Source organism: Flavitalea sp., assembly GCF_035489435.1.
In the GTDB taxonomy this organism is placed as follows: Bacteria; Bacteroidota; Bacteroidia; order Chitinophagales; family Chitinophagaceae; genus DATHKG01.
The window spans coordinates 1-24,717 of the sequence record NZ_DATHKG010000021.1; the positions used below are offsets into that span (position 1 = coordinate 1).

A 24,717-nucleotide genomic window follows, 5' to 3' on the forward strand; every position below is an offset into this window, starting at 1 on the left:
GTTCACGTTCGTAGCCTTGGAGTCGTTGATAAAATCAACTCCTCTTACAGTACTTACATGTTCCATCCGGTGTTCCAACGATTCAAAGTTCTGCATTGCATCACGGATCTTCTCTTTCCGCACACCAATCAGAACAGCTGCTGTACATGCTGCCATAGTGTTGTATTGATTGTGTTTGCCCTTAATTGCAAAATCATAAATACTCATTTGAACCTTTTCTTCGCCGGTTGCAATGGTCATCTGGCCGTTCTTTAAAAATGCGCCTCTTTTAGTTTCGTTATTCATACTGAATGGTAATGGGTTAGAATGGATAGTAAAATTCCTGATGTATTGCATGGTTACCGGATCATCTTCGCAATAGATAAAATAATCGCTGCTGGTCTGATTTTCCGCAATCCTGAACTTGCTTCTTATATAATTTTCAAAATTGTAATCGTACCTGTCAAGATGATCTTCTGTAATGTTCGTCAGGATCGCTATGTCCGGCCTGAACTCATGAATATCATCGAGTTGAAAACTACTCACTTCCACTATATACCATTCCTTCGGATCCTGCGCTACCTGCCTCGCAAATGAAAAACCAATATTGCCTACAACTGCACAATCAATACCGGCCTTAGAGCAGATTTGCCAGGCAATGGAAGTTGTTGTTGTTTTACCATTGCTTCCTGTAATTGCAGCAATCTTGCTGTTGCCCTTATACCGATAAGCCAATTCAATCTCAGAGCTTATTTTGATTCCTTTCGCACGGATCCTTTTTACCAGTTCGTTTTTTTCCGGGATACCGGGACTTTTAATAATCTCGTCAGCAGCCAATATGATGTCTTCACTGTGTTGACCCTGTTCGTATTTTATTCCATTCTCCTCCAGTTCTGTGATATATTTTGCCGGTATCTTTCCACCGTCCGATAAAAACACATCAAACCCCTGTTTAACTGCAAGTATCGCTGCGCCAACTCCACTTTCGCCTCCTCCCAATATGATCATCCTGTTACTCAATCTTATTATCTCATTTTTAATGTAACGATTGCGAAGACGATACAGAGAATTGTTACGATCCAGAACCGGGTTACGATTTTACTTTCATGATAACCCAGTTTCTGGTAGTGATGATGCAGCGGGCTCATCAGGAAAATTCTCCTTCCCTCCCCATATTTCTTTTTAGTGTATTTAAAATAGGTGACCTGTATACTCACGCTTAGCACCTCCACCAGGAATACTCCACAAAAAATTGGTATCAACAACTCTTTGCGAACAATTATTGCAAGCGCCGCAATTACACCTCCAAGCATCAGGCTACCAGTATCTCCCATAAATACCTGGGCCGGATATGAATTATACCATAGAAAACCAACACAGGCTCCAATCATTGCACCAATGAATATGGATAGCTCGCCAAGATTCGGTATATACATGATGTTCAGATACTCAGCAAACCGAAGGTTACCACTTGCATAAGCGAATATGCCAAGACATGCACCAATAATGGCGCTCACCCCCGTTGCAAGTCCATCGAGACCATCAGTTATATTCGCACCATTGGAAACTGCGGTAATTATAAAAATCACCACGATCACATATAAAATCCAGGTGAGGCCCCTGGCTGCTTCAGGCAAAAACTTCGAATACCTGAACTCATGATTTCTCACAAAGGGGATCGTAGTAATTGGTTCTTCCACCACCACAAATACTCTTTCTTTTCCGTCGAACATTACTTTTCTTACGATCGATGTATCGGCCGGCAACGTTTCACCGATATATTCACGCCATACGCTGGTGTTCTCATTGAAATAGAGCGTGAGACCAACAACCAGACCCAGTACAACCTGTCCTAATATTTTGAACCAGCCGGCCAGACCATCGTCGTTACTTTTCTTATAATTTCCACCCGCCTGTTGAGCACGTTTTTTAGATCTCAGCTTCAGGTAATCATCAATAAAGCCAATCATACCCAACCAGATCGTACTGAAAATCATCAGGCGGATATAAGCTTTGTTAAGATCAGCAAGCAACAGTGTTGGTATCAGGATCGCCATGATGATGATCAATCCACCCATTGTTGGTGTACCTTTTTTCTGCTGTTCACCAGCAAGCCCCAGCTCACGCACACTTTCACCAATCTGTTTTTTACGCAGGTAATTGATCAGTTTTTTGCCAAACAATGCTGATATCACCAGGGATAGTATAACGGCCAGCAACACCCGGGAAGTAATGAACTGAAACAGTGCACTTCCTGGATACTTGAACCCCAGCCGTTGTAACCATTCTGTAAGATGATAGAGCATATTTTTTATTTTTCAAGCATACTGAACAGTTCCATCAAAACCTTTTTGTCATCAAAAGGATATTTAACGCCTTTTATTTCCTGGTACTTTTCATGCCCCTTGCCCGCTATCAGTAAAATGTCTTCCGGCTGGGCCAGACTTACTGCAGTCTTTATTGCTTCCCGACGGTCAACTATTGATATATATTTTCTTTTTGCTGCTGTATTAAGACCTGTTTCCATGTCCTTCAGGATCTCCGCCGGATCTTCACTGCGTGGATTATCTGAAGTGAAAATCACGCGGTCACTGTATTCACAGGATGCCTCAGCCATCAAAGGCCTTTTCGTTTTATCCCTGTCCCCACCGCATCCCACAACTGTGATTATCTGTTCATGACCCTTACGCAATTTTTGAATTGTTGCCAGCACATTTATCAGAGCGTCTGGTGTATGAGCGTAATCAACGATTCCAATAATTTTATCTTTCGGTGAAATGATATAATCAAACCGTCCTTCTGCACCGGAGAGCGCACTCAGGTGTAATAATATTTCTTCTTTGTTTTGCCCAAGGCTGATCGCCGTTCCATAAACTGCCAGCAGGTTATAAGCATTAAATTCACCGATCAGCCGGAAATGAACTTCCTGGTCATTGATCGTCATGAATAGCCCGGTTAAACCATTTTCGAGGATCTTTCCTTTGAAAGCCGCCATCGTATGCAGGCTATAGAAATACTTTGCTGCAGAAGTGTTCTGAAGCATAACGGCGCCTCTTTTGTCATCAGCATTTGAGATCGCAAATGCATCTGAAGGCAGATTATCGAAAAACGATTTTTTTACGCGGATGTATTCATCAAAAGTTTTGTGATAATCAAGATGATCATGGGTAATGTTGCTGAAAATACCACCCGCATATTTCAGACCTGCCACGCGTGACTGGTGAAGCGCATGCGAACTTGTCTCCATGAAAACATGTGTACAGCCTTCATCTGCCATTTGCTTAAGCATCGCATTCAGAGTTATTGCATCAGGCGTTGTATGAGTTGCTTCGACAACCTTATTGCCGATATGATTCTGAACAGTACTTAGCAGCCCGCAAGTATAACCAAGTTTTGTATAAAGCTTATACAACAATGTCGCAATTGTTGTTTTACCATTTGTTCCTGTAACACCAACCAGTTTTAGACTTTCAGATGGCTGACCAAAATAATTATGAGCCATGTATCCCGCGGCCGAAGCGCTGTCCTGCACGTGGATATAAGTAATGCCTTCTTTTACGGAAGCAGGCATGTTTTCAAGAATGATGGCAACTGCACCTTTTTCTATGGCCGTATCAATAAATTGATGACCATCTGCAACAGCACCCCGGATAGCAATGAAAGCACTGCCATTCGTCACTTTGCGTGAATCAATCTGGAGATCCTTCACTTCGATGCCGGTGTTTCCCGAAACCGAGCGAATAGCCACCTTGTATAATATGTCCTGTAGTACTGCCACTTATCACTTTTAATTAAGCTCCAATGTTACTTTCTGATTTTTACTTATTCCCGCACCTGGATCTATGCTTTGTTGTTTGATCTTTCCCTTACCTTTCGCACTCACTTTCAGGTTCATGCTTTCAAGCAGGTAAACGGCATCCTTTAACCCCATGCCACGCAGATCAGGCATTATCGCTTTCCTGATTTCATTGGTCTTCAATACCGGATTGTAGTTCACTGCATATACTCTTGTATAATCACTATTCAACACTGAATCGGAATAAGACAGTTGTAATCTATCCATCACCTGCCTGATATCTTTTGAAGCACCTGCGAAATAATAGTTACTACTATCTTTTGCCGGCAGATACTCCAATTTATTTTTCTTTTTGTTTGCATTAAGCGCAAAAAGTTTGTCTGATATTTCTTTGAATACGGGTCCCGCAACTGCAGCACCATAATAAACTTTTGCAAAGGGTTTATTCTTTATAACCACGATACATGAATATTGTGGATCATCAGCCGGAAAATATCCGGCAAATGAAGACTGGTATATATGATCTGCATAGCCCCTGTTACCATTGGCAACAAGTGCAGTTCCGGTTTTACCTGCTACACTATATCCTGCACCCTTAAAAAGTTTATAACCAGTTCCCTTTCCTTCAGTACCACATACTCCGATCAACGCTTCCTGCAGCTGGCGAAGAGTTTCGGAACTGCAGATGTTTTCTTCGAGCACTTCAGGTTTATTTTCTTTAACAACTATCCCAGATTCACTTATGGAGTTGATCAGGTAAGGCTTCATCATCTTACCGTTATTGGCAACAGCGTTGTACAACATCAGTGTTTGCAAAGGACTTACCAGTACTTCATATCCAAAGCTCATCCATGGAAGAGAAGTAGCACTCCAGGTTCTTGATTTAGGTGTTTTAACGACAGGTGTTGTTTCGCCTAACAAGTCGATACCTGATGGCTGGTTGAACCTGAGCCTGCGCAGATGACTCACAAATTTGTCAGGCGTTTTTGCATAGTGAGCCATTACTATTTTTGCCATCCCAACGTTAGAACTGTACTCAAAAGCTTCTTTTAATGTACCATCATGTGGTTTATGTGGTTCGCTGTCATAAACAGTCCGCGAAAAAACTTTCCAGCTTCCACCTTCAAGATCAACCTTGGTATTAAGGGTGGCATGTTTATCTTCCAATACTGCCAGCATAGTGGCAAGTTTGAAAGTAGAACCAGGCTCAGATGCCCGGATTGCATAATTCAGATCTTCCCAATACTTTCCTTCAGCCGTCCGGCCAAGATTTGCGATTGCTTTAATCTTGCCTGTCTTTACTTCCATCACTATACAGGTGCCGGTTTGTGCATCATTTGAGTCCATCACTTTCAACAATGCGTTTTCAGCTATATCCTGGATGTTTACATCTAAAGTGGTATTGATATCCTTGCCGTTTTTTGCTTCTATCTCTGATCCCTCAACAGGTACATAAACACCTCCCGCAAGAAAACGAACAAGGCGCTTTCCGCTTTCCCCTTTCAGTAATGTGTCATATGTTTTTTCAAGACCAACATTTGTGTTTTTGATTTTGCCATCACTGGTAACATAATCGCGCGACAATCCAATAGTTCGATTGGCGAGTAAGCCAAATGGATTTAATCGTTTGCCTTTTTCTTCTGCAATAAAACCACTTCGGTTACGACCCATTCTGAACAATGGAAATTCGCGCATAGCCTTATAGTGTTGGAAACTCAGGTTTCTTTTTAACTGGAAATACCTGTCCTTTCTCCGGAAACCCGCCTGTAATAAATTTTTATATTCTTTTTTTGATTTGTCTTTGAAGTAGTCTGAGAGACTCCAGGCAAGCGAATCGACATTCTCTTTAAATCTTTTTCCATCCTTATCGTGGAGACCTTCAGCTCCAAAATCAATATAGATATCAAAAAAGGGAATGGAAGTACTCAACATACTTCCGTCTTCGCTATATATTGTACCTCGCTGGGCATCGATATCAACAAAATGTTGTTGTTGCTTGTTCGCCTGGGTGATCCAATATTCACCCTGGGCCTGCTGAATATAAATTGCACGGCCAATGATAACGAAGCTAAACACCACGATACCTATGAAACACAGGTAAACTCTCCACAATATGTCCCGTTTTACTTCCAAGACTTTTCCGACTTTTATTTATGCTTTTATGGCTTGTTTGCTGCTATGCTGTCACCGATAATCAACGGCGGTTGTAATAACTCCTTCAATCCAAATGGCGCCACTGCTTTTGCAAGTTCACTTTGTTTGCTTCTGAACATCACTTCACTTTTCATCGTCTTGTATTCATACTGCAATTCCTTCAGTTCCCTGTTTACCCTTGTCATATGCCTGATGGTTTTGTCGGCATAGTGACCGTTATAGATATAAACAACTGCCAGTACCGCCAGGAACAGGAAATATGGAATGTTGCGCATAATCCATCTGTAACTCAACATTCGCTTCCATGCAGGCCGGCTGTTTTTCTTCCGGGTTGATTTTTTTGGTTCAACTACGGAAGCATCTTCAGCGAACGGTGCTTCATCACCAAATGTTTCTTCCTGTTCTATTGTATCAGATTCTTTCATTAGTGGTGTTGGTTATCCCGGAATACTGTTTTGATACTGATTTTGTTTATTACCTCTTGATTTATGTTTATTACCTATTGATTATTTCCTATAGATCTTTTTTCTCTGCAACCCTTAGTTTAGCACTTCTTGATCTCGGATTTGCTTTAAGCTCCTTTTCATTCGGAACGATCGGCTTCTTAGTTATGATTTTAAGTGTTGATTGGTCATCTGTTCTTCCGAAGGGATCTGTATTTTCTTCGGCTTCTTCGAAATTTCCTTTGCGGAAAAAATTTTTGACCAACCTATCCTCTAAAGAATGAAAAGTAATTACTGCGATCCTCCCCTCCGGACTCAACAGATCCGGCACTTGCAGAAGCATTTCTTTCAATGCTCCCAGCTCGTCATTCACCTCAATTCTTAAAGCCTGGAAAACCTGCGCAAAATATTTGTTCGGGTTTCCCTTTACGACATGATGAACAGCATTTTTGAAGTTGGTTATGGTTTTAAGTGATACTGAAGTTCTAACCTGTATTATTGTTTTTGCCAGCGTTTTTGAATTCGTTACTTCTCCGTACTTTTCAAACAACTTATGAAGCTGCTGTTCCGTATATGTCTGCACTACATCAGCGGCCGTCAATTTCTGATTCCGATTCATCCTCATATCAAAATCACCTTCGAACCTTGTTGAGAATCCCCTATCCGCTTCGTTAAACTGATGACTGCTTACTCCCAGATCTGCCAGAATCCCATCTACTTTCGAAACCTTGTTAACCCGCAGAAAGCGGGTCAGGTGTCGAAAATTATGAGCTATAAAAATCACGCGCTTATCATCAGGCACATTTCGTTTTGCGTCTGCATCCTGGTCGAATGCAAACAGCTTCCCTTCATCACCCAGATTTTTCAAAATCTCCTTGCTATGTCCGCCACCACCGAAAGTGCAATCGACATAAATCCCATCCGGCTTAATTTTCAGCCCTTCAATTGATTCCTGTAAAAGAACTGGTATATGGTAAACCGGTTGTTCCTTGTTGTCCATATCTTATACTTTCAATTAGCTGACGGTCTTAACCCAGACGTGGACCGCCATTCACTTTTTCTGACAACAAATGCAATCTCTCCTCGGTCATTCCCTGCTCCCACTCTTCCAGTTTTTGTTTATCCCAGATCTCTACACGGTCCTTAATACATTGCAGCACCACTTCTTTTGTAAGCCCCGCATGTTGTTTTAATCCTGGCGGAACCAATAATCTGCCTGCAGAATCAAACTCCATTGGTGTCGCTCCCCTCATCATTGCCCTCAGATAGTCGGCACCGTCTTTATTCATTTGATTAACTTTGCCGAAATCTTTTTCCATCATGTTTGACCAACTGGCCTTCGGAAAGAGGTTAAGGTACTTGCCTTCACCCCTTGCCATTATAAACTCACCGCCGTAATCATCGGGAAGTTGTTTCCTGATTAATGCCGGTAGGAGAAACCGTCCCTTGGCGTCAAGGGTCACCTCAAATTCTCCTATTAGTTGCATTATTTACAATGATTTACGTCGACGAAATTTATAATTACCACAAAATAACACTTTTTCCCACTTTTAGACAAAATGGGTTCGGTTTTATTTTATCCACATCTCTGTTGAGTACTGAAGAGTGTGCCAGCCTGAACTCTGGCTCGGTTGGCAGGCGAAATGTCCATCAATTAATGTTAATATCCTGTGCATTTCCTGTTGATAAACTGTGCGTTATAGTTATAACCTCCTCATAATGTGACAGTAATCTCCCAGCCGCCCCGCAAAAGGCAACCTTTAAACTCAGGTTTTACCTAGATTCGCGGTTTATTCCGAAAAACAGTGCATGAAAGATCTGTCTATTGAAGATTACGATTATAACCTCCCGGCCGAAAAAATTGCCAGCCATCCACTTGCTGAAAGAGATCTCTCTAAGCTGTTGATTTATGATAATGGAGATTTGACAGAAGATGTGTATAGAAATCTTGCCGCCCATATTCCCGAAGATTCGCTGATGGTATTTAATAACAGCAGGGTGATTGAAGCAAGGCTGATCTTTTCCAAACCAAGTGGGGGTAAGATTGAAATTTTCTGCCTGGAACCGGTAGCCGAATGTGGCCAGGTGCAGGTAGCGCTTAACCGTACCCGCGATGTAAGCTGGACTTGCCTGATCGGTGGTGCATCGAAATGGAAACCGGGCCAGGTACTGCACAAACCTTTCTTACATGGTGACCGCGGGCTGGTGTTAAATGCGAGTTTTGTATCACGATCAAGCGAAGCTTTTGTTATCCGTTTTACCTGGGACAGTGATGAATTGTCTTTTGCCGAGGTGTTGCATCAGACCGGGAGTATGCCGTTGCCTCCGTATATCAAAAGAGCTGCAGAAATCTCCGACTTAACAAGATATCAGACAATTTATGCAGATGAAGCCGGATCCGTAGCTGCACCAACTGCCGGACTTCATTTCACAGCGGGGATGATGACTTCTATCAAAGAAAGAAATATAAAGCAGGCTTTTGTGTCCCTGCATGTTGGTGCAGGCACCTTCAAACCTGTTAAAGCATCAAGAATGGAGGATCATGAAATGCATGCCGAATTGATTGATGTAGACCTGGACTCACTGAAACATATAACCGCTTTTACCGGCAAACATATTACTGCGGTAGGTACTACCTCTATGCGCACAATCGAGAGTCTTTACTGGATGGGAATTAAGGTATTGGCGAACCCTTCAATTAAAACATCAGAACTTCCAATCAGTCAATGGTTTGCATATGAAAATGGTAATGCGGTCGCTTCCCCATCAGAAGCGCTATCTGCCCTACAAAAATGGATGCTGAACCAACACCAGGACCGGCTCATCACCAAAACCCAGTTACTGATAGGACCGGGCTATCGTTTCCGGGTGGCGAATGCCTTAGTCACAAATTTCCATCAACCAAAATCAACTCTCTTGTTGTTGGTTGCTGCCCTTGCCGGAAAAAACTGGCGAAAGATTTATGATTATGCCCTAAACCATGATTATCGGTTCCTGAGTTATGGAGACGGATGCCTTATAAGAATTATGAGTTATGAGTTATGAGTGAGTGACGAGAGGATGAGTGATGAGTTAATTCGTTTTGTGTTTCGCATTCATCATTCACAACTCAACACTCACTCATAACTCATAACTCATAACTCACAACTAGATTACGTTTTTTGCGAAGGAAGTTCAAGAGTGAATGTCGATCCCTTGCCCTGCACACTATCCACTTTTATTTTTCCATGATGTGCATCAATAATGGTTTTTACATAACTGAGGCCAAGTCCGAATCCTTTGACGTTATGGATGTTTCCTGTATGTGCGCGGTAAAATTTTTCAAATATTTTTCTAACCGTTTCTTTGCTCATCCCGATGCCATTGTCTTCGAAGCGGATCACCAGGTTTTTTGCAGTACTGTGAGTAGTAATTTTCAGAAGCAGGTCCTCACGGCTATACTTAACCGCATTATCAATAAGATTGGAAATTAGATTTCTAAAGTGTACCTCGTCCGCTTCAATCAAATCATTTTTAGCGTTCAGCTGAAGTTCGACCTTTCCGTTTTTTTCAGAGAGTTGCAGTGCATAATTATCAAGTACGTCTTTGATGAGGGCATGCACATATATTGGTTGTTTGTTTAGCTGAACTTCCTGTCGGTCCATCAGTGCAGCCTGCAGGATGGTTTCCACATGTTTGTTCATTCTTTTGTTCTCTTCCTTTATGATGCCGCTGAAATAATTCATCTTGGTCTTGTCATCAATCACTTTTTGGTTACGGAGTGCATCAACGGCAAGTGAAATGGTAGCAAGAGGGGTTTTGAACTCGTGCGTCATGTTATTGATAAAATCATTTTTTATTTCGCTCATTTTCTTCTGCCTTAATAAAGCACTTACGGTTACATAAAATGCCGCGATGATCATAAGGGTAAAAAATCCAGCTCCAAGAATCATCCATTGAATTTGTTTTAATGCCACCAACTTTACATCAGGAACAAGCACAAACATGGTTTCATCCTGGACAAGATTTTCCAGGTCGCTGCCGGGAGGAGGTTGAAATGGATAAACAAAGGTGAGAGAGTTGATGGAATCGTTTTTCTCAAGTTCCTTCATAAACCCCTTTGACTTAAGCTCGGGAACTGATGAAGAATTGCCGGTTACTATTGCAAACTCGAATTTGAGGTTTTTAAGTCCGTGTTTCTCCATGTTTCTCCTGAGCTTTTCTTCAACTACATACCAGGTAAATTTCTGGGAAATAGTCGGGGGGCGCATCAGTTCCATGTTAAACTCTGCGGAAGGCCATTTGAACCCGGGCTTTGAACGAAAATTTTTAAGCGCCGGAACTGCACTCCGCTGCTCCATCAGTTCGGTACCTACTTCAGAAATCGAAGCAAATATGTTAGCCTTGAATTCTTCCTGTTTACCTGCAAGCATAGTTCTTAACCAGCTATACTGAACATAAATCGTTCCTATGAGAGAGAAGGTGATCAGAACAATAATTACCGGAAAAACTTTTTTCACTTAGTAGCTGTTTTTAACTGGCCGGGGAAATAATTAGCTCCGGCTGGCAGTTGGTTATTGGGTTCGCGTGTAGGGTTTTTACAGAGAACAAATTTAGCAAAGGCTTTCGTAACACTTATTCCGGATAGCCTTCGCCGTTTGTTTTAACTAAGATTTACAAGTAACGCCTTTCCTGCAACACCTCCAAAACAAAACTTCGCGCAAATCCTCCAAAACAAAACTGCTGATGATCCGGTTCGGAAAATTTTTACTGGAAAACCCTGGCTTACTGGTAAAAAAATAAGACTGTTTTGCGGGCAGAACACAAGTCAAGCGGCCAGATTTTTGAAGTTTTTATATTAATTTAGGAATATGATAGAACCAGGACCAGGAATACTACTCATAGCGGAGCCATTTCTGAAAGATCCCAATTTTATGCGGACTGTTGTGCTGCTTTGTGATCACCAGGATGAGGGGAGTTTTGGCTTCGTACTTAACAAGCTTTTTGATCATACGCTCGACGAATTGATGAATGATATGAGCGAATTAAAGTTGCCGGTATTTTATGGCGGACCGGTTCAGATGGATACCATTCATTTCCTTCACCAGTATCCTGAAAAAATTCCAGGAAGCTTCGAGGTGTTTGACGGCATCTGCTGGGGTGGAGATTTTGAAACAGCAATCGGGTTAATTCGTTCGGGTGAAATTGACAAAACAAAGATCCGCTTTTTTATAGGATACTCCGGCTGGGGCAATGGCCAGCTTAGCGGTGAACTGAAGGAAAAGTCATGGCTTTTGGCCGAGGCCAACAGGAAGCTTGTTTTCCATAGCCGTACAGACGAAATTTGGAAGGCTTCTTTAAAATTACTTGGCACCGAGTTTGAGATGATGGCAAACTTTCCGATCGATCCCACATTGAACTAAAAAAGCCCGTGATTTACATCACGGGCACAACACACAAACTGTCCTCTAACCTTACCTGTACAATCAATCCTCAACCTAAAACACTTTCGAAACTGAAATTCTTTTTTCCCGATTACATTCAAATTCTTTCCTCCCACTTAGTCGCAATCAATCTTCACCAGGAATTCTTCACTTTCTACGGGCCGATCATAATCCACTTTTCATAATCCTCAAATCAATACTGCCCGTAACTCATACAAAACTTGCAGCTCCTGAATTAATCTCAAATCACTCTCTCTAGTCTCCGCTAGTTTCCGGCATTCAACGATTTCCTTCTCACTCCGCTACGACCAACCATTCTTCCGCCACCTGGAAACACTTAACACTTCTCAAAATCACATTCCATTCATTCAGCTCATTAAACATTCCATTCATTCAACGTTCCGATCTTCACTTTCAGTTTCAATAACATGCATCACAACCCGTCGTTTCGAATCAGGATTGTACTCCTTACAATTGACAAATTCCATTTGTGTTTTTTTCATTATCAGGGTATCGACTTATGGATCATATAGGATCCTCTTAAATATATATTCCGGTTTTTCTATTATCGCAATGGAAACTTAAAACCAGCATGCAGTCCGAGATTGCTCATATCCGTAAGATTATCCTGTTTAAAAGGAAGATAATTATACGCGGCACCTACCATTATACTTGATTCCCTGTATCTTCCAACTGGGATATAAATTCCGGCTTCAGGGCGGGCTGCAAAACCGAGTTTTGTTTTGCTATTCGTAAACTCACCAAAATACTGGCGATAAGTCCCAAGATTTCCACCTACACCCACGCCAACATAAGGCTGAATTTTTGCTTCGGGCAACAGGTTAAACTGTCCCTGGACAAGTATCGGCATAGCAGTGGCGGTATTAGTGACAACCGCAGACAGATCACTTCCTTCAACAGTCTTGTAAATAGCACGGGGATATCTTTGATAAAAGCTCTGCATACCAACTCCAAGCCCGACAGACAACTGGTCGTTCACTTCGTATAGAAGGTTTGCGTTCCATCCCCGGAAGGATGTGTTGCTTACATAATCTTTAAACCCTGAAGATGCGGGTATTCCCAAACCATAGTTGATATTAAGTTTCATTCTTTGCGCAGTGACGTCGGATACTGCAAACAGCAATACTGCACCAATCAATAAGCAAAGCCTTTTTATCTTTTTCATCTTTAGATTATTTGTATTCTGTTTTTAATCGGCTTGAAGAATTATTCAGTGAATAATTAATCAGCGAATATTTACCAGCGAATATTTAATTAGTTTCAATAATTAGTTTGAACCGATATAAGGCGACTGGTCAAACAGCGCTTTTATATTCGTAGCTGCACTCTGATTTTCAAATACACCTGTACCCCTTACCAGTCCATTCCATATGCCACTGATGGTTTTTGATTCATTGGCATCCCTGATATCGAGAATATCAACTGATAAAGCACCTTCGGTGATTTCATAAACACCATAAGATCCCGGAAAACTATATCCATAACCTGGATAACCCCAATAGAACGGATCATAATAATCATAGTATCCTCCCCAATAATCAGGATAACTAATAACTCCGGTTGAAGAATTGTAGATGCGGCTCACATTAATTCCAAGGTCAGGATTTTCAGTGCGTGCTACTTCTCTGAAACCCCTGTCGGTCATCTGTTTTCTCACCGCATTAACAAACAACAGGTCGGTGTTTGTTGTTTCCTTGCCTTCCAGCTGGTTATTACTGATAACTGTCACTGAATCCGAAATACTAAAAGTGTTGAATGAACTGAAATTGACTGTAGAATCGCGGTTCGTGATATAAATCCGGCTCTCTTCTGCCGTCATATCGCGCAAAGGATCTTTGCTACAGCCAACCAGAGCAAGCATCAGAAGACAGAACCCCGCAACCGGCAACTTATATTTTTTCATATATTATTGAGGTTTTATAAGAGCATAAACGAAATATTACAATGGGTGGTTGTATGTAATCATCAAGCTTAACAGGTTACTAACAAGAAGATTAAAGTCGAATTAAAAGAGACAATTATTTGTGATTGATTAGTTAATAAATTGAAAATCCCGGGCTATCCGGGAATGAAAAAACCCCGGCGAAACCGGGGCTCAGTTAGAATTATATTTTATTTGAATCTTCTTAATATCACCGATAATGTATCACCAATAAAAGTGAAGGCGGGTTTTATTAAACAGTTTCCAGAGCGCGGGCGCCTTCAACAAGTATTGTAACCTTGTTATGTAGTACCTCAACAAATCCGCTTTGTATATCGAAAAAAGCAAGCGGTGAAAACGATTTGTCTTTAAGCACTTTTACCCTGCCAGCTTTTAGCGCAGCTACCAGCGGAGCATGTCTTTCAAGAACTTCGAAAGAACCTTCCACGCCGGGAAGCTGAACCCCATATACATCACCGCTAAACAGCTTTCGCTCGGGTGTGAGTATTTCTAAATTCATGATAGGTCGGTTTGAGTTTTCGCTGACGAATTATTATCCCTGGGCCTGGGCAAGCATTTTTTTACCTTTCTCGATAGCATCATCAATGGTACCAACCAGGTTGAAGGCTGCTTCCGGATATTCATCAACTTCTCCATCGATGATCATATTGAATCCACGGATTGTTTCTTCAATCGGAACCAAGACTCCTTTAAGACCGGTGAACTGTTCTGCCACATGGAAAGGTTGAGAAAGGAAACGCTGCACCCTTCTTGCACGCGATACAGTAAGTTTATCTTCATCACTCAATTCATCCAGACCAAGGATTGCGATGATATCCTGCAATTCTTTATAACGCTGAAGAATCAGCTTAACACGGTCAGCACAATTATAGTGAGCATCACCAACAATCAAAGGAGTAAGTATACGGCTGGCAGAATCCAATGGATCCACCGCAGGATAAATACCTAAATCCGCAATCTTTCTTGAAAGTACCGTGGTGGCATCCATGTGTGCGAAGGTAGTTGCCGGCGCCGGATCGGTAAGATCATCCGCTGGCACATAAACCGCCTGTACGGAAGTGATTGAACCATTTTTAGTTGAGGTGATTCTTTCCTGCATCAATCCCATTTCTGTAGCCAGAGTTGGCTGATATCCCACCGCAGATGGCATCCGTCCCAGCAAAGCCGAAACCTCAGAACCCGCCTGGGTAAAACGGAAAATGTTATCTACGAAGAAAAGGATATCACGACCCTTGCCCTGGCCATCTCCATCGCGATAATATTCTGCTATGGTCAGTCCACTCAATGCAACCCTTGCACGGGCACCTGGTGGTTCGTTCATTTGTCCGAATACGAATGTCGCTTTAGATTCTTTCAGGTCATTGATATTAACCTTACTCAGATCCCAGCCACCATTTTCCATGCTGTGTTTAAATTCGTCGCCGTAGTTCATGATACCGGCTTCGATCATTTCACGCATAAGGTCATTTCCTTCCCTTGTTCTTTCTCCCACACCTGCAAATACGGAAACACCGCTATAAGCTTTTGCGATATTATTAATAAGCTCCTGGATCAGTACTGTTTTCCCAACTCCTGCACCACCCAACAACCCAATCTTACCACCTTTTGCATATGGTTCAATCAGGTCAATAACTTTGATACCTGTATACAGAATCTCTGTTGCTGTACTAAGGTTTTCAAAAGCAGGTGGTTTTGAGTGAATCGGGCGACCGCCAACTTTGGAAATCGCAGGTAATCCGTCAATCGGATCACCGGTCACATTAAACAAACGTCCCTTAATTCCTTCGCCGATTGGCATTGTAATAGCCGAACCGGTATCTGTTACCACCATCCCACGAACCAATCCTTCTGTTCCATCCATGGCAATACAGCGAACACTGTCTTCGCCAAGGTGCTGTTGAGCCTCAAGAACGAGCGTCTCACCAGTAGAACGTTTTAATTCCAACGCATTGTAAATTTCAGGTAGTTTACCTTCGAACTGAACATCTACTACTGCGCCGATGATTTGCTTAATTTTACCAACGTTTGGCATATGTAAGATTTATTTGATCCGGTGTTGATGATTGGTGTTTAATTATTGATAGTCAATATCTTAAACAATAACAATAATTAACCTTTTTGTTTTCGGCTGCAAAGGTAAGCGAGCACAATCAAAATCCGAAATTCCACAGAATATTTTCAGGCCATTTAGAGAAGTTAAATAATTTCCCGGGCAAACCTGGTGATCATAATTCTCGTTTATACTTTTAGTCTGGTGTTCATCCTTTATGTCCGGGAGGGGCTGGAAAGCTCCTCTCTTTTTCAATCTATCGGATTACCTGCTGTATTTCCGGAGTCACCCCCGAATTGGCCCGCCCTGACCGAAAATTTGCCGGTTTTAATAATTCTCACAGCCTTTGAGCGCTTTTTTCACGATCTTTCTATATTACGATCTTTCTATAAGTCTTATTGATTATATCGCTCAAGCTCATTAACCTGAACATCGGGTATTGTTCACCTAAACCTAAACAATTTATAATGAAAATTCTCTCTGTTATTGCGATCACTTGCATGATTTTTACAAGCTGTAACGATGCAGCTGAGAAGGCCGATAAAGACGAACCTAAACAGGTCTCTGCCTATACAATCGAACAATTTTATAAAAGCAACCTGGTTTACGGGGGCAACTTTTCACCCGACGACAAAAAGCTGATGTATACCAGCAATGAAAGCGGTATTTATAATGCGTATGAGATTGATCTCGCTTCCGGTGTTAAAAAAGCACTCACATCTTCACCAAAAGAATTCATTTTCGGCCAGGACTATCTTCCAGGGTCAGATAACTTTTTATATGTTTCTGATAAAGGTGGAAATGAGAACGATCATATCTTTCTGCAAACAAAAACGGGGACAGTAAAGGATTTAACTCCAGGCGAAAAAGAAAAAGCCCAGTTTATAAACTGGACTCGCAATGGCACTGCCATGTATTATATCAGCAACGTGCGGGATCCAAAATATTTTGACTTATATAAGATGGATACCCTCCAATGGAAACCTTCAATGATCTACAAAAATGAAAATGGGTTCGATTTCGCTGCAATATCCGATGATGAAAACTTTCTTGTACAGGTCCAGAACATCACAACATCTGCCAATCACATGTTCCTGGTAGACAGACAGACCAAAAAGATTACCAAACTCAGCAGCGACACCATTGAGGCTGTTTATTACCCTATGCAATTTTCAAAAGACAGTAAAAGTCTTTATTATCTCACTGATGAGGGAAGCGAATTTCAATACCTCGCGCGTTTTGATATCGCAAGCGGAAAAAAAGAAAAGGTATATGAAACAAACTGGGATGTAATGTATCTGACACTTTCATTTAACGAAAAGTATCGGGTAATCGGGGTGAATGAAGATGGCTCAAATAAGATATACATATTTGACCACCAGACAGGAAAGCCACTAGATATACCCAAAATCGATGACGGTGATATACAAGGAGTACGTTTTTCCAGGAGTGAAAATAAGATGCGTTTAAGTGTCGGAAGCAGTAAGTCGACCAATAACATTTATGTGTACGACTTCGCGACCAAAGATTTGAAAAAAGTAACCAACACCCTGAACCCCGAAATCAAGGCTGAGGACCTGGTATCAGCTGAAGTGGTCAGGTATAAATCATTCGACGGGCTGGATATTCCGGCTATATATTATAAACCACACCAGGCTTCAAAAGATGCAAAGGTACCGGCCCTGGTGTTTGTGCATGGAGGTCCCGGAGGCCAGTCAAGATCAGGCTACGACCCACTTATTCAGTACCTGGTTAATCATGGCTATGCAATACTTGCCGTTAATAACCGCGGCAGCAGCGGCTACGGAAAATCATTTTTTAAGATGGATAACAGGAACCATGGAGACAAGGATCTGAAAGATTGTATCTGGGGTAAAAAATATCTTTCATCTCTTCCATATATAGATTCATCAAAAATTGGGATCATGGGCGGTTCTTATGGTGGCTATATGACGCTGGCAGCACTGAGCTTCCATCCGGATGAATTTAAAATGGGGGTGGATCTGTTTGGTGTAGCAAACTGGTTGAGAACGCTCAAGGAAGTTCCACCTTATTGGGAATCATTCAAAAAAGCGCTGTATGAGGAAATTGGCGATCCCAACACTGCAGACACAGTAAGGCTCAAGCAATATTCACCTTTGCTTCATGCTGACCAGATTACAAAACCCCTGATGGTTCTGCAGGGAGCAAATGATCCAAGGGTATTGAAGATTGAAAGCGATGAAGTGGTAGATGCAGTAAAAAAGAAGGGCGTGCCAGTTGAGTATGTGGTGTTTCCCGATGAAGGGCATGGTTTCATGAAAAGAGAAAACGAAATAAAAGGTTATGGCCAGATCCTTAAATTTCTTGACACACACCTGAAATCTGATGCCCCAAAAAATAAATTGAATTAAACACATCGTATTTATTATTTTGCGAAAGGGTGCCCGCTGAGGCACCCTTCGTTTTATCAAATAGACAGAATCTAATAAATAGACAGAATCTAAACCAACGCATGCAGCTTATTGAAGTATCTGATAAAAAAAGCAGCCACGATTTCTTATTGGTCAATGTCGAAATAAACCGGGGCAACCCGGAATATATCCGCCCCCTTGACAAAGACATCAACCTTGTTTTCGATCCCGCGAAAAACAAAGCCTTTCGTCATGGAGAAGTTACCCGGTGGATACTCAGGGATGAACAGGGTAAAAAGATCGGCCGTATTGCAGCTTTCATAAACAAAAGATATAAGAATAAAAACGACGACATGAAGGTCGGGGGTATCGGTTTTTTTGATTGTATTGACAACCAGGCTGCAGCAGATAAATTATTCAACACAGCTAAAGACTGGCTTATTCAAAAAGGCGCTGAAGCAATGGACGGGCCTGTCAATTTTGGTGAGAGGGACCGCTGGTGGGGCCTGCTTGTGAAAGGTTTCAATTCCCCGATGTATGGGATGAATTATAATCCACCCTATTATCAGCGGTTATTCGAAAACTATGGTTTCAAAGTTTTTTTTAACCAGGAGTGTTTTGCCATGAAAGTAAAGGACCAACTCTCCCAGAAATTTTTTGACCGCCATGCGATATTAGCTGCAGATCCCGGCTATAAGGCAGTACATATCCGTAAAGATCAGCTTGAAAAATTCGCACAGGATTTTACAACCGTTTATAACAAGGCCTGGTCGGGACACGGGGGCATGAAAGAAATGCGTAAGGAAATCGTCCACAAAATGTTCCTGGAAATGAAACCCATTATGGACGAAGAAGTGGTTTGGTTTACTTATTATAAGGAACAGCCTATCGCAATCTGGATCAACATTCCTGACTTAAACCAGTGGTTCAAATACCTGAATGGCAAATTTGGCCCGCTCGCCAAACTTAAATTCCTTTGGGTAAAGGCTACAAAAAAATGCAACCGCTTTACTGGTGTCGCTTTCGGCATAATTCCCGAGTTCCAGGGTAAAGGTGTGGATTCGTATATGATTGTTGAAGGAGCCAAAGTGATTCAGCCCCGGGATATTTATGAAGATTATGAAATTCAATGGATAGGCGATTTTAATCCCAAAATGATCAATATCGCTCAAAGCCTGGGGACATTTCTAAGCAGAAGGCTGACTACCTATCGTTATCTTTTCGATCAGACAAAGGAATATCACAGGCATCCGCTATTATGATCTGAGGATCGGCATACCATCATTGTGATGATTTGTTCGATGGAAATCAATCGATCCCAATAGATTTGATTTATTTATCATGCAATTGTGCATCTATCATGCAATTGTGCATCGAATCTGAGAAACTCTGATCCTGTTTAGACCCACATCAGGCCGGAATTAATTAATTTTGCATTATCAGGAGATAAGACATGGATAAATTTATTGTATCAGCACGCAAGTACCGGCCCCAGACTTTTGACACCGTGGTGGGCCAGGCGCATATCACAACCACTTTAAAAAATGCCATCAGGAACCAGCAGCTGGCTCATGCCTTTCTATTTTGCGGTCCCAGGGGCGTTGGAAAAACGACCTGTGCCCGCATTCTTGCTAAAACAATTAACTGCGAAAATGCAACTGCTTCAGGCGAAGCTTGTAATACCTGTCATTCATGTGTTTCTTTCAACGAAGGCACTTCGCTCAATATTCATGAACTGGATGCGGCAAGCAACAATTCGGTGGATGACATTCGAAGCCTGGTTGAACAGGTAAGATTTCCACCACAAGCCGGTAAGTACAAAGTATATATCATAGATGAGGTTCATATGCTTAGTTCTTCGGCTTTCAACGCATTTTTGAAGACGCTGGAAGAGCCACCACCCTATGCCATATTTATCCTTGCAACCACCGAAAAACATAAAATTCTTCCAACAATACTTAGCCGTTGCCAGATTTTTGATTTCAAAAGAATCACAATAAATGATACTGTAGCTCATCTCGAAGAGATCTGTCAGAAAGAAAACATAAAGGCAGAAAAAGCCGGCCTACAGGTGATTGCTCAAAAAAGTGAAGGTTGTTTGCGTGATGCGTTGAGCATCATGGATAAGATTGTGAGCTTCACGAATGGTGAGCTTACATATCAAAACACACTTGAGCATTTGAATATACTCGACGCAGACTATTATTTTAAACTGATCGACAGCATGGAACAGCAGGACCTGGCTTCCGCGTTGCTGTTATATGATGATATCAACCGCAAAGGTTTTGAAGGTGATATGGTAATGAACGGGTTTGCAGAGTTTATTCGTAACCTGCTTGTATGCAAGGATGAGAAAGTGGCCTGTTTACTTGAAGTAGTTGAAAATTTCAGGGATAAATACACCTCAACTGCGAAAAAAATAAGTATAGCCTGGCTGGTCAGCGCATTAAATGTGCTGAATGAGGCGGAAATTCAATACAAGGCAGCACGAAATAAGAGACTGCATGTTGAATTAGCGCTGATCCGTCTCAGTTATCTCAACCAGGCAATCGTTTTATCAAATGATAGCCAGGGCATTTCAAAAAAAAAATTAGTTGAGACGACCCGACCGGTTGCCTACAGGCAATTGCCCATGATGGAAGCTGTGCCTTCACCAGGCAAAAAAACCGGTATACAAAAAACCGGTACACAAAAAACAAAGGAGCCAGCCGGGCAACATACATCAAAACTTCTGATCGAGGAAACGGAATCATTTAGTGATCCCATGGACGCTGACGCAACAACTAAGAAGATTGCAGAGCCTGTTCCAGTTGCAACTATCAAAAAACCTTCAGCAAAAGCAACGAGGATCGGATCGCTTGAAAACATAAGGCAAAAATTCGCAAATAATCCGAATGATGCAGAAAGTAATCGTCCAATTCCACTTAGTGATGAACTTTTAAAGCAATATTGGGAAGGATATACAAACATCCTCCGCGAAAAGAAAAATCCGGCAGTTCAAAGCTTTGACCTTGCAAGGCTTACAATTACATCTGACAATTCATTTGAAGTATTAAGTAATAATAACCTTGAGCATCGTTTCATCGAACAGGAAAGAAGATTTTTGTCGGAGTTTCTCCAGGAGAAGTTTAATAACCGTTCTTTAAATTATTCGATCAGTGTTTCTGAAACACCGGTGCATCATATCCAGATGGAAAAAACGCTGAATAAGAAAGAACAGTTTCTCCAGATCGTGGAGCAATATCCAATCATCAGGGAACTGAAGGACAGGTTAAAACTGGAACTGGATTATTGATCAAATAGCTTCGATTTCTGGAATAAACAAAGATTAATCTACTTCGTCAATTCTTCTAAAACCGATCCTGGCTCTTGGGGGTTGTGGTGACTTAATCAATCCTTCGAGTGCACTGTAAAGCTCATCAAAATTAGCATCATATTGAAGACGCATCGCATTAATTATATTCAAGACTTCCTTGTAATCTGCAGTTATTTTTCTTATCGCAATAAACGCCCTGACAATGGCTATATTCATGTCAATTGCGGTCTTACTTTTCAATATGCTTGATAGCATCGCCACCCCGGTCTCGGTAAAAGCAAATGGAACGGCGCCACCCAGGTATTTTTTGTGTGGTATCACATTTTGTGATACCACTGATTTGATTTCTTCCTCCGTTAATTCGAACATAAAATCTTCCGGGAAGCGTTCGATGTTTCTGCGAACCGCCTGCTTCAATACTCTCGTCTCTACCCCATACATCTCCGCCAGGTGAATATCCAGTATTACCTTTTCATCTCTCAACAAAACAATCTTCTTGAAAATTATTTCCTTGACTACTGTTGTCTGGTGTTTGGATTTTGCCACTTTTTCTTTTTTGTCAGGATGGTCAAAAATACAAACAGCTTCCCAGACAAAATGGTGTCTTTCACTACAAGGATTAAGGTTTTTCACAGCAATTTGCCTGCTTTATTCGGTTGTGGATCCATATTTGTAATCCTCCGGACATTTACCGTTTAACGGTATTTCACAGTTTAAATGTCAGCCTGTAGTAGTTTGACATTCACCAACTGATCGGGCAGTAATGAAATCCTATCGTTAAGTAATTTTTTGAAAAACCGGAATTTATAAAAGCTTACAACCATCCACATTTCGCGCAGTAAGAAGTTATATTCCTCCAGTTCATTATTCATAAAAGAATTATCGACGAAGTAGTGATAATCTTTTTCTATAAAGTTGAGGGCTTTCTCCTTCAGGACCAGGTTGTCTGAAAAATCACAAATCCCGAGCCAGTGCCTTATTGAGATTTTAAAAGCAGGTTCTTTTACTGATTTTAGCTCAGTAACGATAGCATTAACCGTTTCATATGTTAAATTTTCATCGCTGTAAAACGGGGCAATAAGTTCTATCGTATTATTTACTTGTGTAAGGAAAGACGCCGTTTCATGTCTGAGTTCATTATAAAGTTGTAGTTGTTGTTTACAGTCATAAGCTGATCGCGTTGAGTGTTGCCTTGCCAGATCATAAAAATACCAAACCATATCATGATCGAGATCTGATTGTTTTTGCTCCGCTGCCTTTAATTCTACTTCCAGTTTTTCTTTGATACAAGCTGACTCTTTCGCATCATATTTCTGGCCGTCAAAATCAAAACTTTTTACATTGAAATAACCAGTTTCAATATTTTCAAGAATGTCGATATCTGATTTTAAACCTACTATCCTTTTTGGCAGCGATAAATTTTCGCAGCCAAATAATCCGGACCACAGAACAGTTGAATTATCTTTTGATCTTTCTTTTATCAGTTTGTTTAAATCAAACTCCGAAATTTCCCTGTCATCAAAGAAGCCATTAAAGATGGAGGGTAACCTGTATGCTTCCTGCTCCTGTAAATATTTGGATTGAAATGTTGCAGCATCTACTATGGTTGCTTCTTCGGGAATGGGAATTTCAGCATAGATTTTTTTGGTAAGTTGTTGCTGAAGCGAGTCGCGATCTGTAAACAAGGTCCATGCCGATTCATTATTTTGCTCGGCGGCGATATTCAGTTGAGCAAGTTGTTTTGTTCTTTCCTCAACCGGTGGATGCGAGGCCCACTGGTCTTTGTAATTGACCCGGTTTTGAACACGTTCTTTGAGGAACTTCTCATTGACAATAGTTATATTATCCTTTATCTCAAGCCGGTGTTCCTTTGCAACAAGGTGCATCACCGTCTGATGGTCGTGATACATATTATCTGCCACCAGTTTCTCTTTAAAAAGGTCGTTGTATTTACTTAAAACCATATTGTAACTCGCATCGGCCAGATCGAGGCGCCGTAGTGCCGTTATAAGACTATCACTTCCACTTACACTGGCGGCAACTGCATCTGCATGAAATTCCATTTCACGTGACAATGCCATGTAATTTTTATTGATAAGCGCATACATTCCCTGGAGTATCCATTGGATACATCTTACAATTCTTACAGTCAGCGCTGCAAACACGGCGAACAGGCCATGAATATTGGCCCAGACATTCAGCGTATTACCATATCCACTATTGTGATAAAGCATATTGTAAATGACCTTGTTCACGTTGTAAACAAAGCTTCCCAGTTTCATACTTCTTTGCGAGAAATGGCCAAATTCGTGCGCAACAACGGCTTTGAACTCACTTACCGTGAGTACGTTTACCACGCCAAGGCCGATCTGGAGATTTTTTTTGACGGGCAGCATCATGCTCCAAAAGCTGCTATCATAAAAAACACAGGCATTTACCTCCGGGGAGATATAGATCTTTTTTGGAAAACTGGTTTGTGTCTCATGGCTAAGCTTTCGGATGAAAGCAAACAGTGCAGGTTGTTCGGTCTCTTTGACTTCAATACTATTTGAATGATCAAATTTTGAGACTGCAAAAATAAACTTGATCAGAAAAAACAATACCATGATCCCCAGGCCAATTAATCCCAAACCGATCATAAGGGTGATGAATTTTGGAGCAGCCAGTATCAGTGCCACACCTCCATATACAGTCAGGATGGCGAGGATTACCGCCAGGCAGATCAGCAAAACATACACGATAAAGAATAATATGATGGATGTGAGGACTTTTCCCACCTCCTTTCGAAAACTGACAGAGGTTTCTTTTAAAACACCGCGGTCTTCGGTGGGGGAAGGTGGATAAACCACTGAGGGAGAAATCATGTATGCAGTATTTAAAGGGTTCGGTCCCTCAAAAAACGAAAAAAAACGAACATTTCAAAGCTTATGCTCATTTCCTCAATTTGCCTTAATTTCGACGCTCAATCTGATAAAGAACAATTTAAAATACAATACCGATTATGGCGGAAACGATATTAATGCCCCGACTTAGTGATACCATGACCGAAGGTGTGATTGCGGCCTGGCATAAAAAAGTTGGAGACACGGTAAAAAAAGGCGATTTGCTTGCTGAAGTTGAGACCGATAAGGCTACAATGGAACTCGAAAGTTATAAGGACGGTACTTTGCTGCATATCGGAGCTGATAAAGGCAACAAAT

Annotated in this window: 20 protein-coding genes; 6 read left to right on the forward strand and 14 right to left on the reverse strand. The window is 41.4% G+C overall.

From position 1 onward, the window contains the following. The 7 genes from murD to VK664_RS03535 form a co-directional block, all read right to left on the reverse strand. The coding region (murD, locus tag VK664_RS03505; RefSeq protein WP_461397221.1) for a UDP-N-acetylmuramoyl-L-alanine--D-glutamate ligase at nucleotides 1–999 on the reverse strand (999 nt) is incomplete at its 3' end. Nucleotides 1,000–1,004: 5 nt separating this feature from the next. Further along, nucleotides 1,005–2,285 carry a phospho-N-acetylmuramoyl-pentapeptide-transferase gene (mraY, locus tag VK664_RS03510; protein ID WP_461397222.1) on the reverse strand — a complete coding sequence of 427 codons (1,281 nt, stop codon included), beginning with the start codon at nucleotides 2,283–2,285 and terminating at the stop codon, nucleotides 1,005–1,007. A 5-nt stretch (nucleotides 2,286–2,290) separates the two neighbouring features. After that, the gene (locus VK664_RS03515; RefSeq protein ID WP_461397223.1) at nucleotides 2,291–3,757 is read right to left on the reverse strand and encodes a UDP-N-acetylmuramoyl-L-alanyl-D-glutamate--2,6-diaminopimelate ligase; all 1,467 of its coding nucleotides are present in this window, start codon (nucleotides 3,755–3,757) and stop codon (nucleotides 2,291–2,293) included. A gap of 9 nt (nucleotides 3,758–3,766) precedes the next feature. Next, a complete protein-coding gene (locus VK664_RS03520) occupies nucleotides 3,767–5,887 on the reverse strand; it encodes a penicillin-binding protein (protein WP_461397224.1) in 2,121 nt (706 codons plus the stop codon). Nucleotides 5,888–5,934: 47 nt separating this feature from the next. Then, the gene (locus VK664_RS03525; RefSeq protein ID WP_461397225.1) at nucleotides 5,935–6,354 is read right to left on the reverse strand and encodes an FtsL-like putative cell division protein; all 420 of its coding nucleotides are present in this window, start codon (nucleotides 6,352–6,354) and stop codon (nucleotides 5,935–5,937) included. Between the two features lie 88 nt (nucleotides 6,355–6,442). After that, entirely contained in the window at nucleotides 6,443–7,372 is a 930-nt protein-coding gene (gene rsmH, locus VK664_RS03530; protein WP_461397226.1) for a 16S rRNA (cytosine(1402)-N(4))-methyltransferase RsmH, read from the reverse strand. A gap of 28 nt (nucleotides 7,373–7,400) precedes the next feature. Then, the gene (locus VK664_RS03535; RefSeq protein WP_461397227.1) at nucleotides 7,401–7,859 is read right to left on the reverse strand and encodes a division/cell wall cluster transcriptional repressor MraZ; all 459 of its coding nucleotides are present in this window, start codon (nucleotides 7,857–7,859) and stop codon (nucleotides 7,401–7,403) included. 322 nt (nucleotides 7,860–8,181) lie between these two features. On the opposite strand from VK664_RS03535, the gene VK664_RS03540 reads away from it, so the two are divergent. After that, nucleotides 8,182–9,417 carry an S-adenosylmethionine:tRNA ribosyltransferase-isomerase gene (locus VK664_RS03540; RefSeq protein ID WP_461397228.1) on the forward strand — a complete coding sequence of 412 codons (1,236 nt, stop codon included), beginning with the start codon at nucleotides 8,182–8,184 and terminating at the stop codon, nucleotides 9,415–9,417. A 107-nt stretch (nucleotides 9,418–9,524) separates the two neighbouring features. Here VK664_RS03540 and VK664_RS03545 read toward each other — a convergent pair whose 3' ends face one another. Next, a complete protein-coding gene (locus tag VK664_RS03545) occupies nucleotides 9,525–10,871 on the reverse strand; it encodes a sensor histidine kinase (protein WP_461397229.1) in 1,347 nt (448 codons plus the stop codon). 351 nt (nucleotides 10,872–11,222) lie between these two features. Between VK664_RS03545 and VK664_RS03550 the strand changes: the two genes are divergently transcribed. After that, nucleotides 11,223–11,774, forward strand: coding sequence for a YqgE/AlgH family protein (locus VK664_RS03550; protein WP_461397230.1), 552 nt, complete (start codon nucleotides 11,223–11,225; stop codon nucleotides 11,772–11,774). A gap of 586 nt (nucleotides 11,775–12,360) precedes the next feature. Here the strand turns inward: VK664_RS03550 and VK664_RS03555 are convergent. From VK664_RS03555 to atpD, 4 genes are all read right to left on the reverse strand, one after another. Beyond that, nucleotides 12,361–12,981, reverse strand: a complete 621-nt coding sequence (locus VK664_RS03555; RefSeq protein WP_461397231.1) for an outer membrane beta-barrel protein — start codon at nucleotides 12,979–12,981, stop codon at nucleotides 12,361–12,363. 102 nt (nucleotides 12,982–13,083) lie between these two features. Then, nucleotides 13,084–13,719, reverse strand: a complete 636-nt coding sequence (locus VK664_RS03560; RefSeq protein WP_461397232.1) for a DUF4136 domain-containing protein — start codon at nucleotides 13,717–13,719, stop codon at nucleotides 13,084–13,086. Between the two features lie 271 nt (nucleotides 13,720–13,990). Continuing rightward, nucleotides 13,991–14,257, reverse strand: a complete 267-nt coding sequence (gene atpC / locus VK664_RS03565; protein ID WP_461397233.1) for an ATP synthase F1 subunit epsilon — start codon at nucleotides 14,255–14,257, stop codon at nucleotides 13,991–13,993. A 33-nt stretch (nucleotides 14,258–14,290) separates the two neighbouring features. Continuing rightward, nucleotides 14,291–15,790, reverse strand: a complete 1,500-nt coding sequence (atpD, locus tag VK664_RS03570; RefSeq protein WP_461397234.1) for a F0F1 ATP synthase subunit beta — start codon at nucleotides 15,788–15,790, stop codon at nucleotides 14,291–14,293. A 485-nt stretch (nucleotides 15,791–16,275) separates the two neighbouring features. Between atpD and VK664_RS03575 the strand changes: the two genes are divergently transcribed. From VK664_RS03575 to VK664_RS03585, 3 genes are all read left to right on the forward strand, one after another. Next, nucleotides 16,276–18,201 carry a S9 family peptidase gene (locus VK664_RS03575; RefSeq protein ID WP_461397235.1) on the forward strand — a complete coding sequence of 642 codons (1,926 nt, stop codon included), beginning with the start codon at nucleotides 16,276–16,278 and terminating at the stop codon, nucleotides 18,199–18,201. Nucleotides 18,202–18,302: 101 nt separating this feature from the next. Beyond that, the gene (locus VK664_RS03580) at nucleotides 18,303–19,463 is read left to right on the forward strand and encodes a hypothetical protein (protein WP_461397236.1); all 1,161 of its coding nucleotides are present in this window, start codon (nucleotides 18,303–18,305) and stop codon (nucleotides 19,461–19,463) included. 191 nt (nucleotides 19,464–19,654) lie between these two features. Further along, the gene (locus VK664_RS03585; RefSeq protein WP_461397237.1) at nucleotides 19,655–21,496 is read left to right on the forward strand and encodes a DNA polymerase III subunit gamma/tau; all 1,842 of its coding nucleotides are present in this window, start codon (nucleotides 19,655–19,657) and stop codon (nucleotides 21,494–21,496) included. Nucleotides 21,497–21,529: 33 nt separating this feature from the next. On the opposite strand, the gene VK664_RS03590 is transcribed toward VK664_RS03585, so the two are convergent. Continuing rightward, entirely contained in the window at nucleotides 21,530–22,150 is a 621-nt protein-coding gene (locus tag VK664_RS03590; RefSeq protein WP_461397238.1) for an ORF6N domain-containing protein, read from the reverse strand. Between the two features lie 80 nt (nucleotides 22,151–22,230). Then, nucleotides 22,231–24,381 carry a M48 family metalloprotease gene (locus tag VK664_RS03595; protein WP_461397239.1) on the reverse strand — a complete coding sequence of 717 codons (2,151 nt, stop codon included), beginning with the start codon at nucleotides 24,379–24,381 and terminating at the stop codon, nucleotides 22,231–22,233. 137 nt (nucleotides 24,382–24,518) lie between these two features. Between VK664_RS03595 and VK664_RS03600 the strand changes: the two genes are divergently transcribed. Next, a partial coding sequence (locus VK664_RS03600; RefSeq protein ID WP_461397240.1) for a biotin/lipoyl-containing protein occupies nucleotides 24,519–24,717 on the forward strand: 199 nt, incomplete at its 3' end.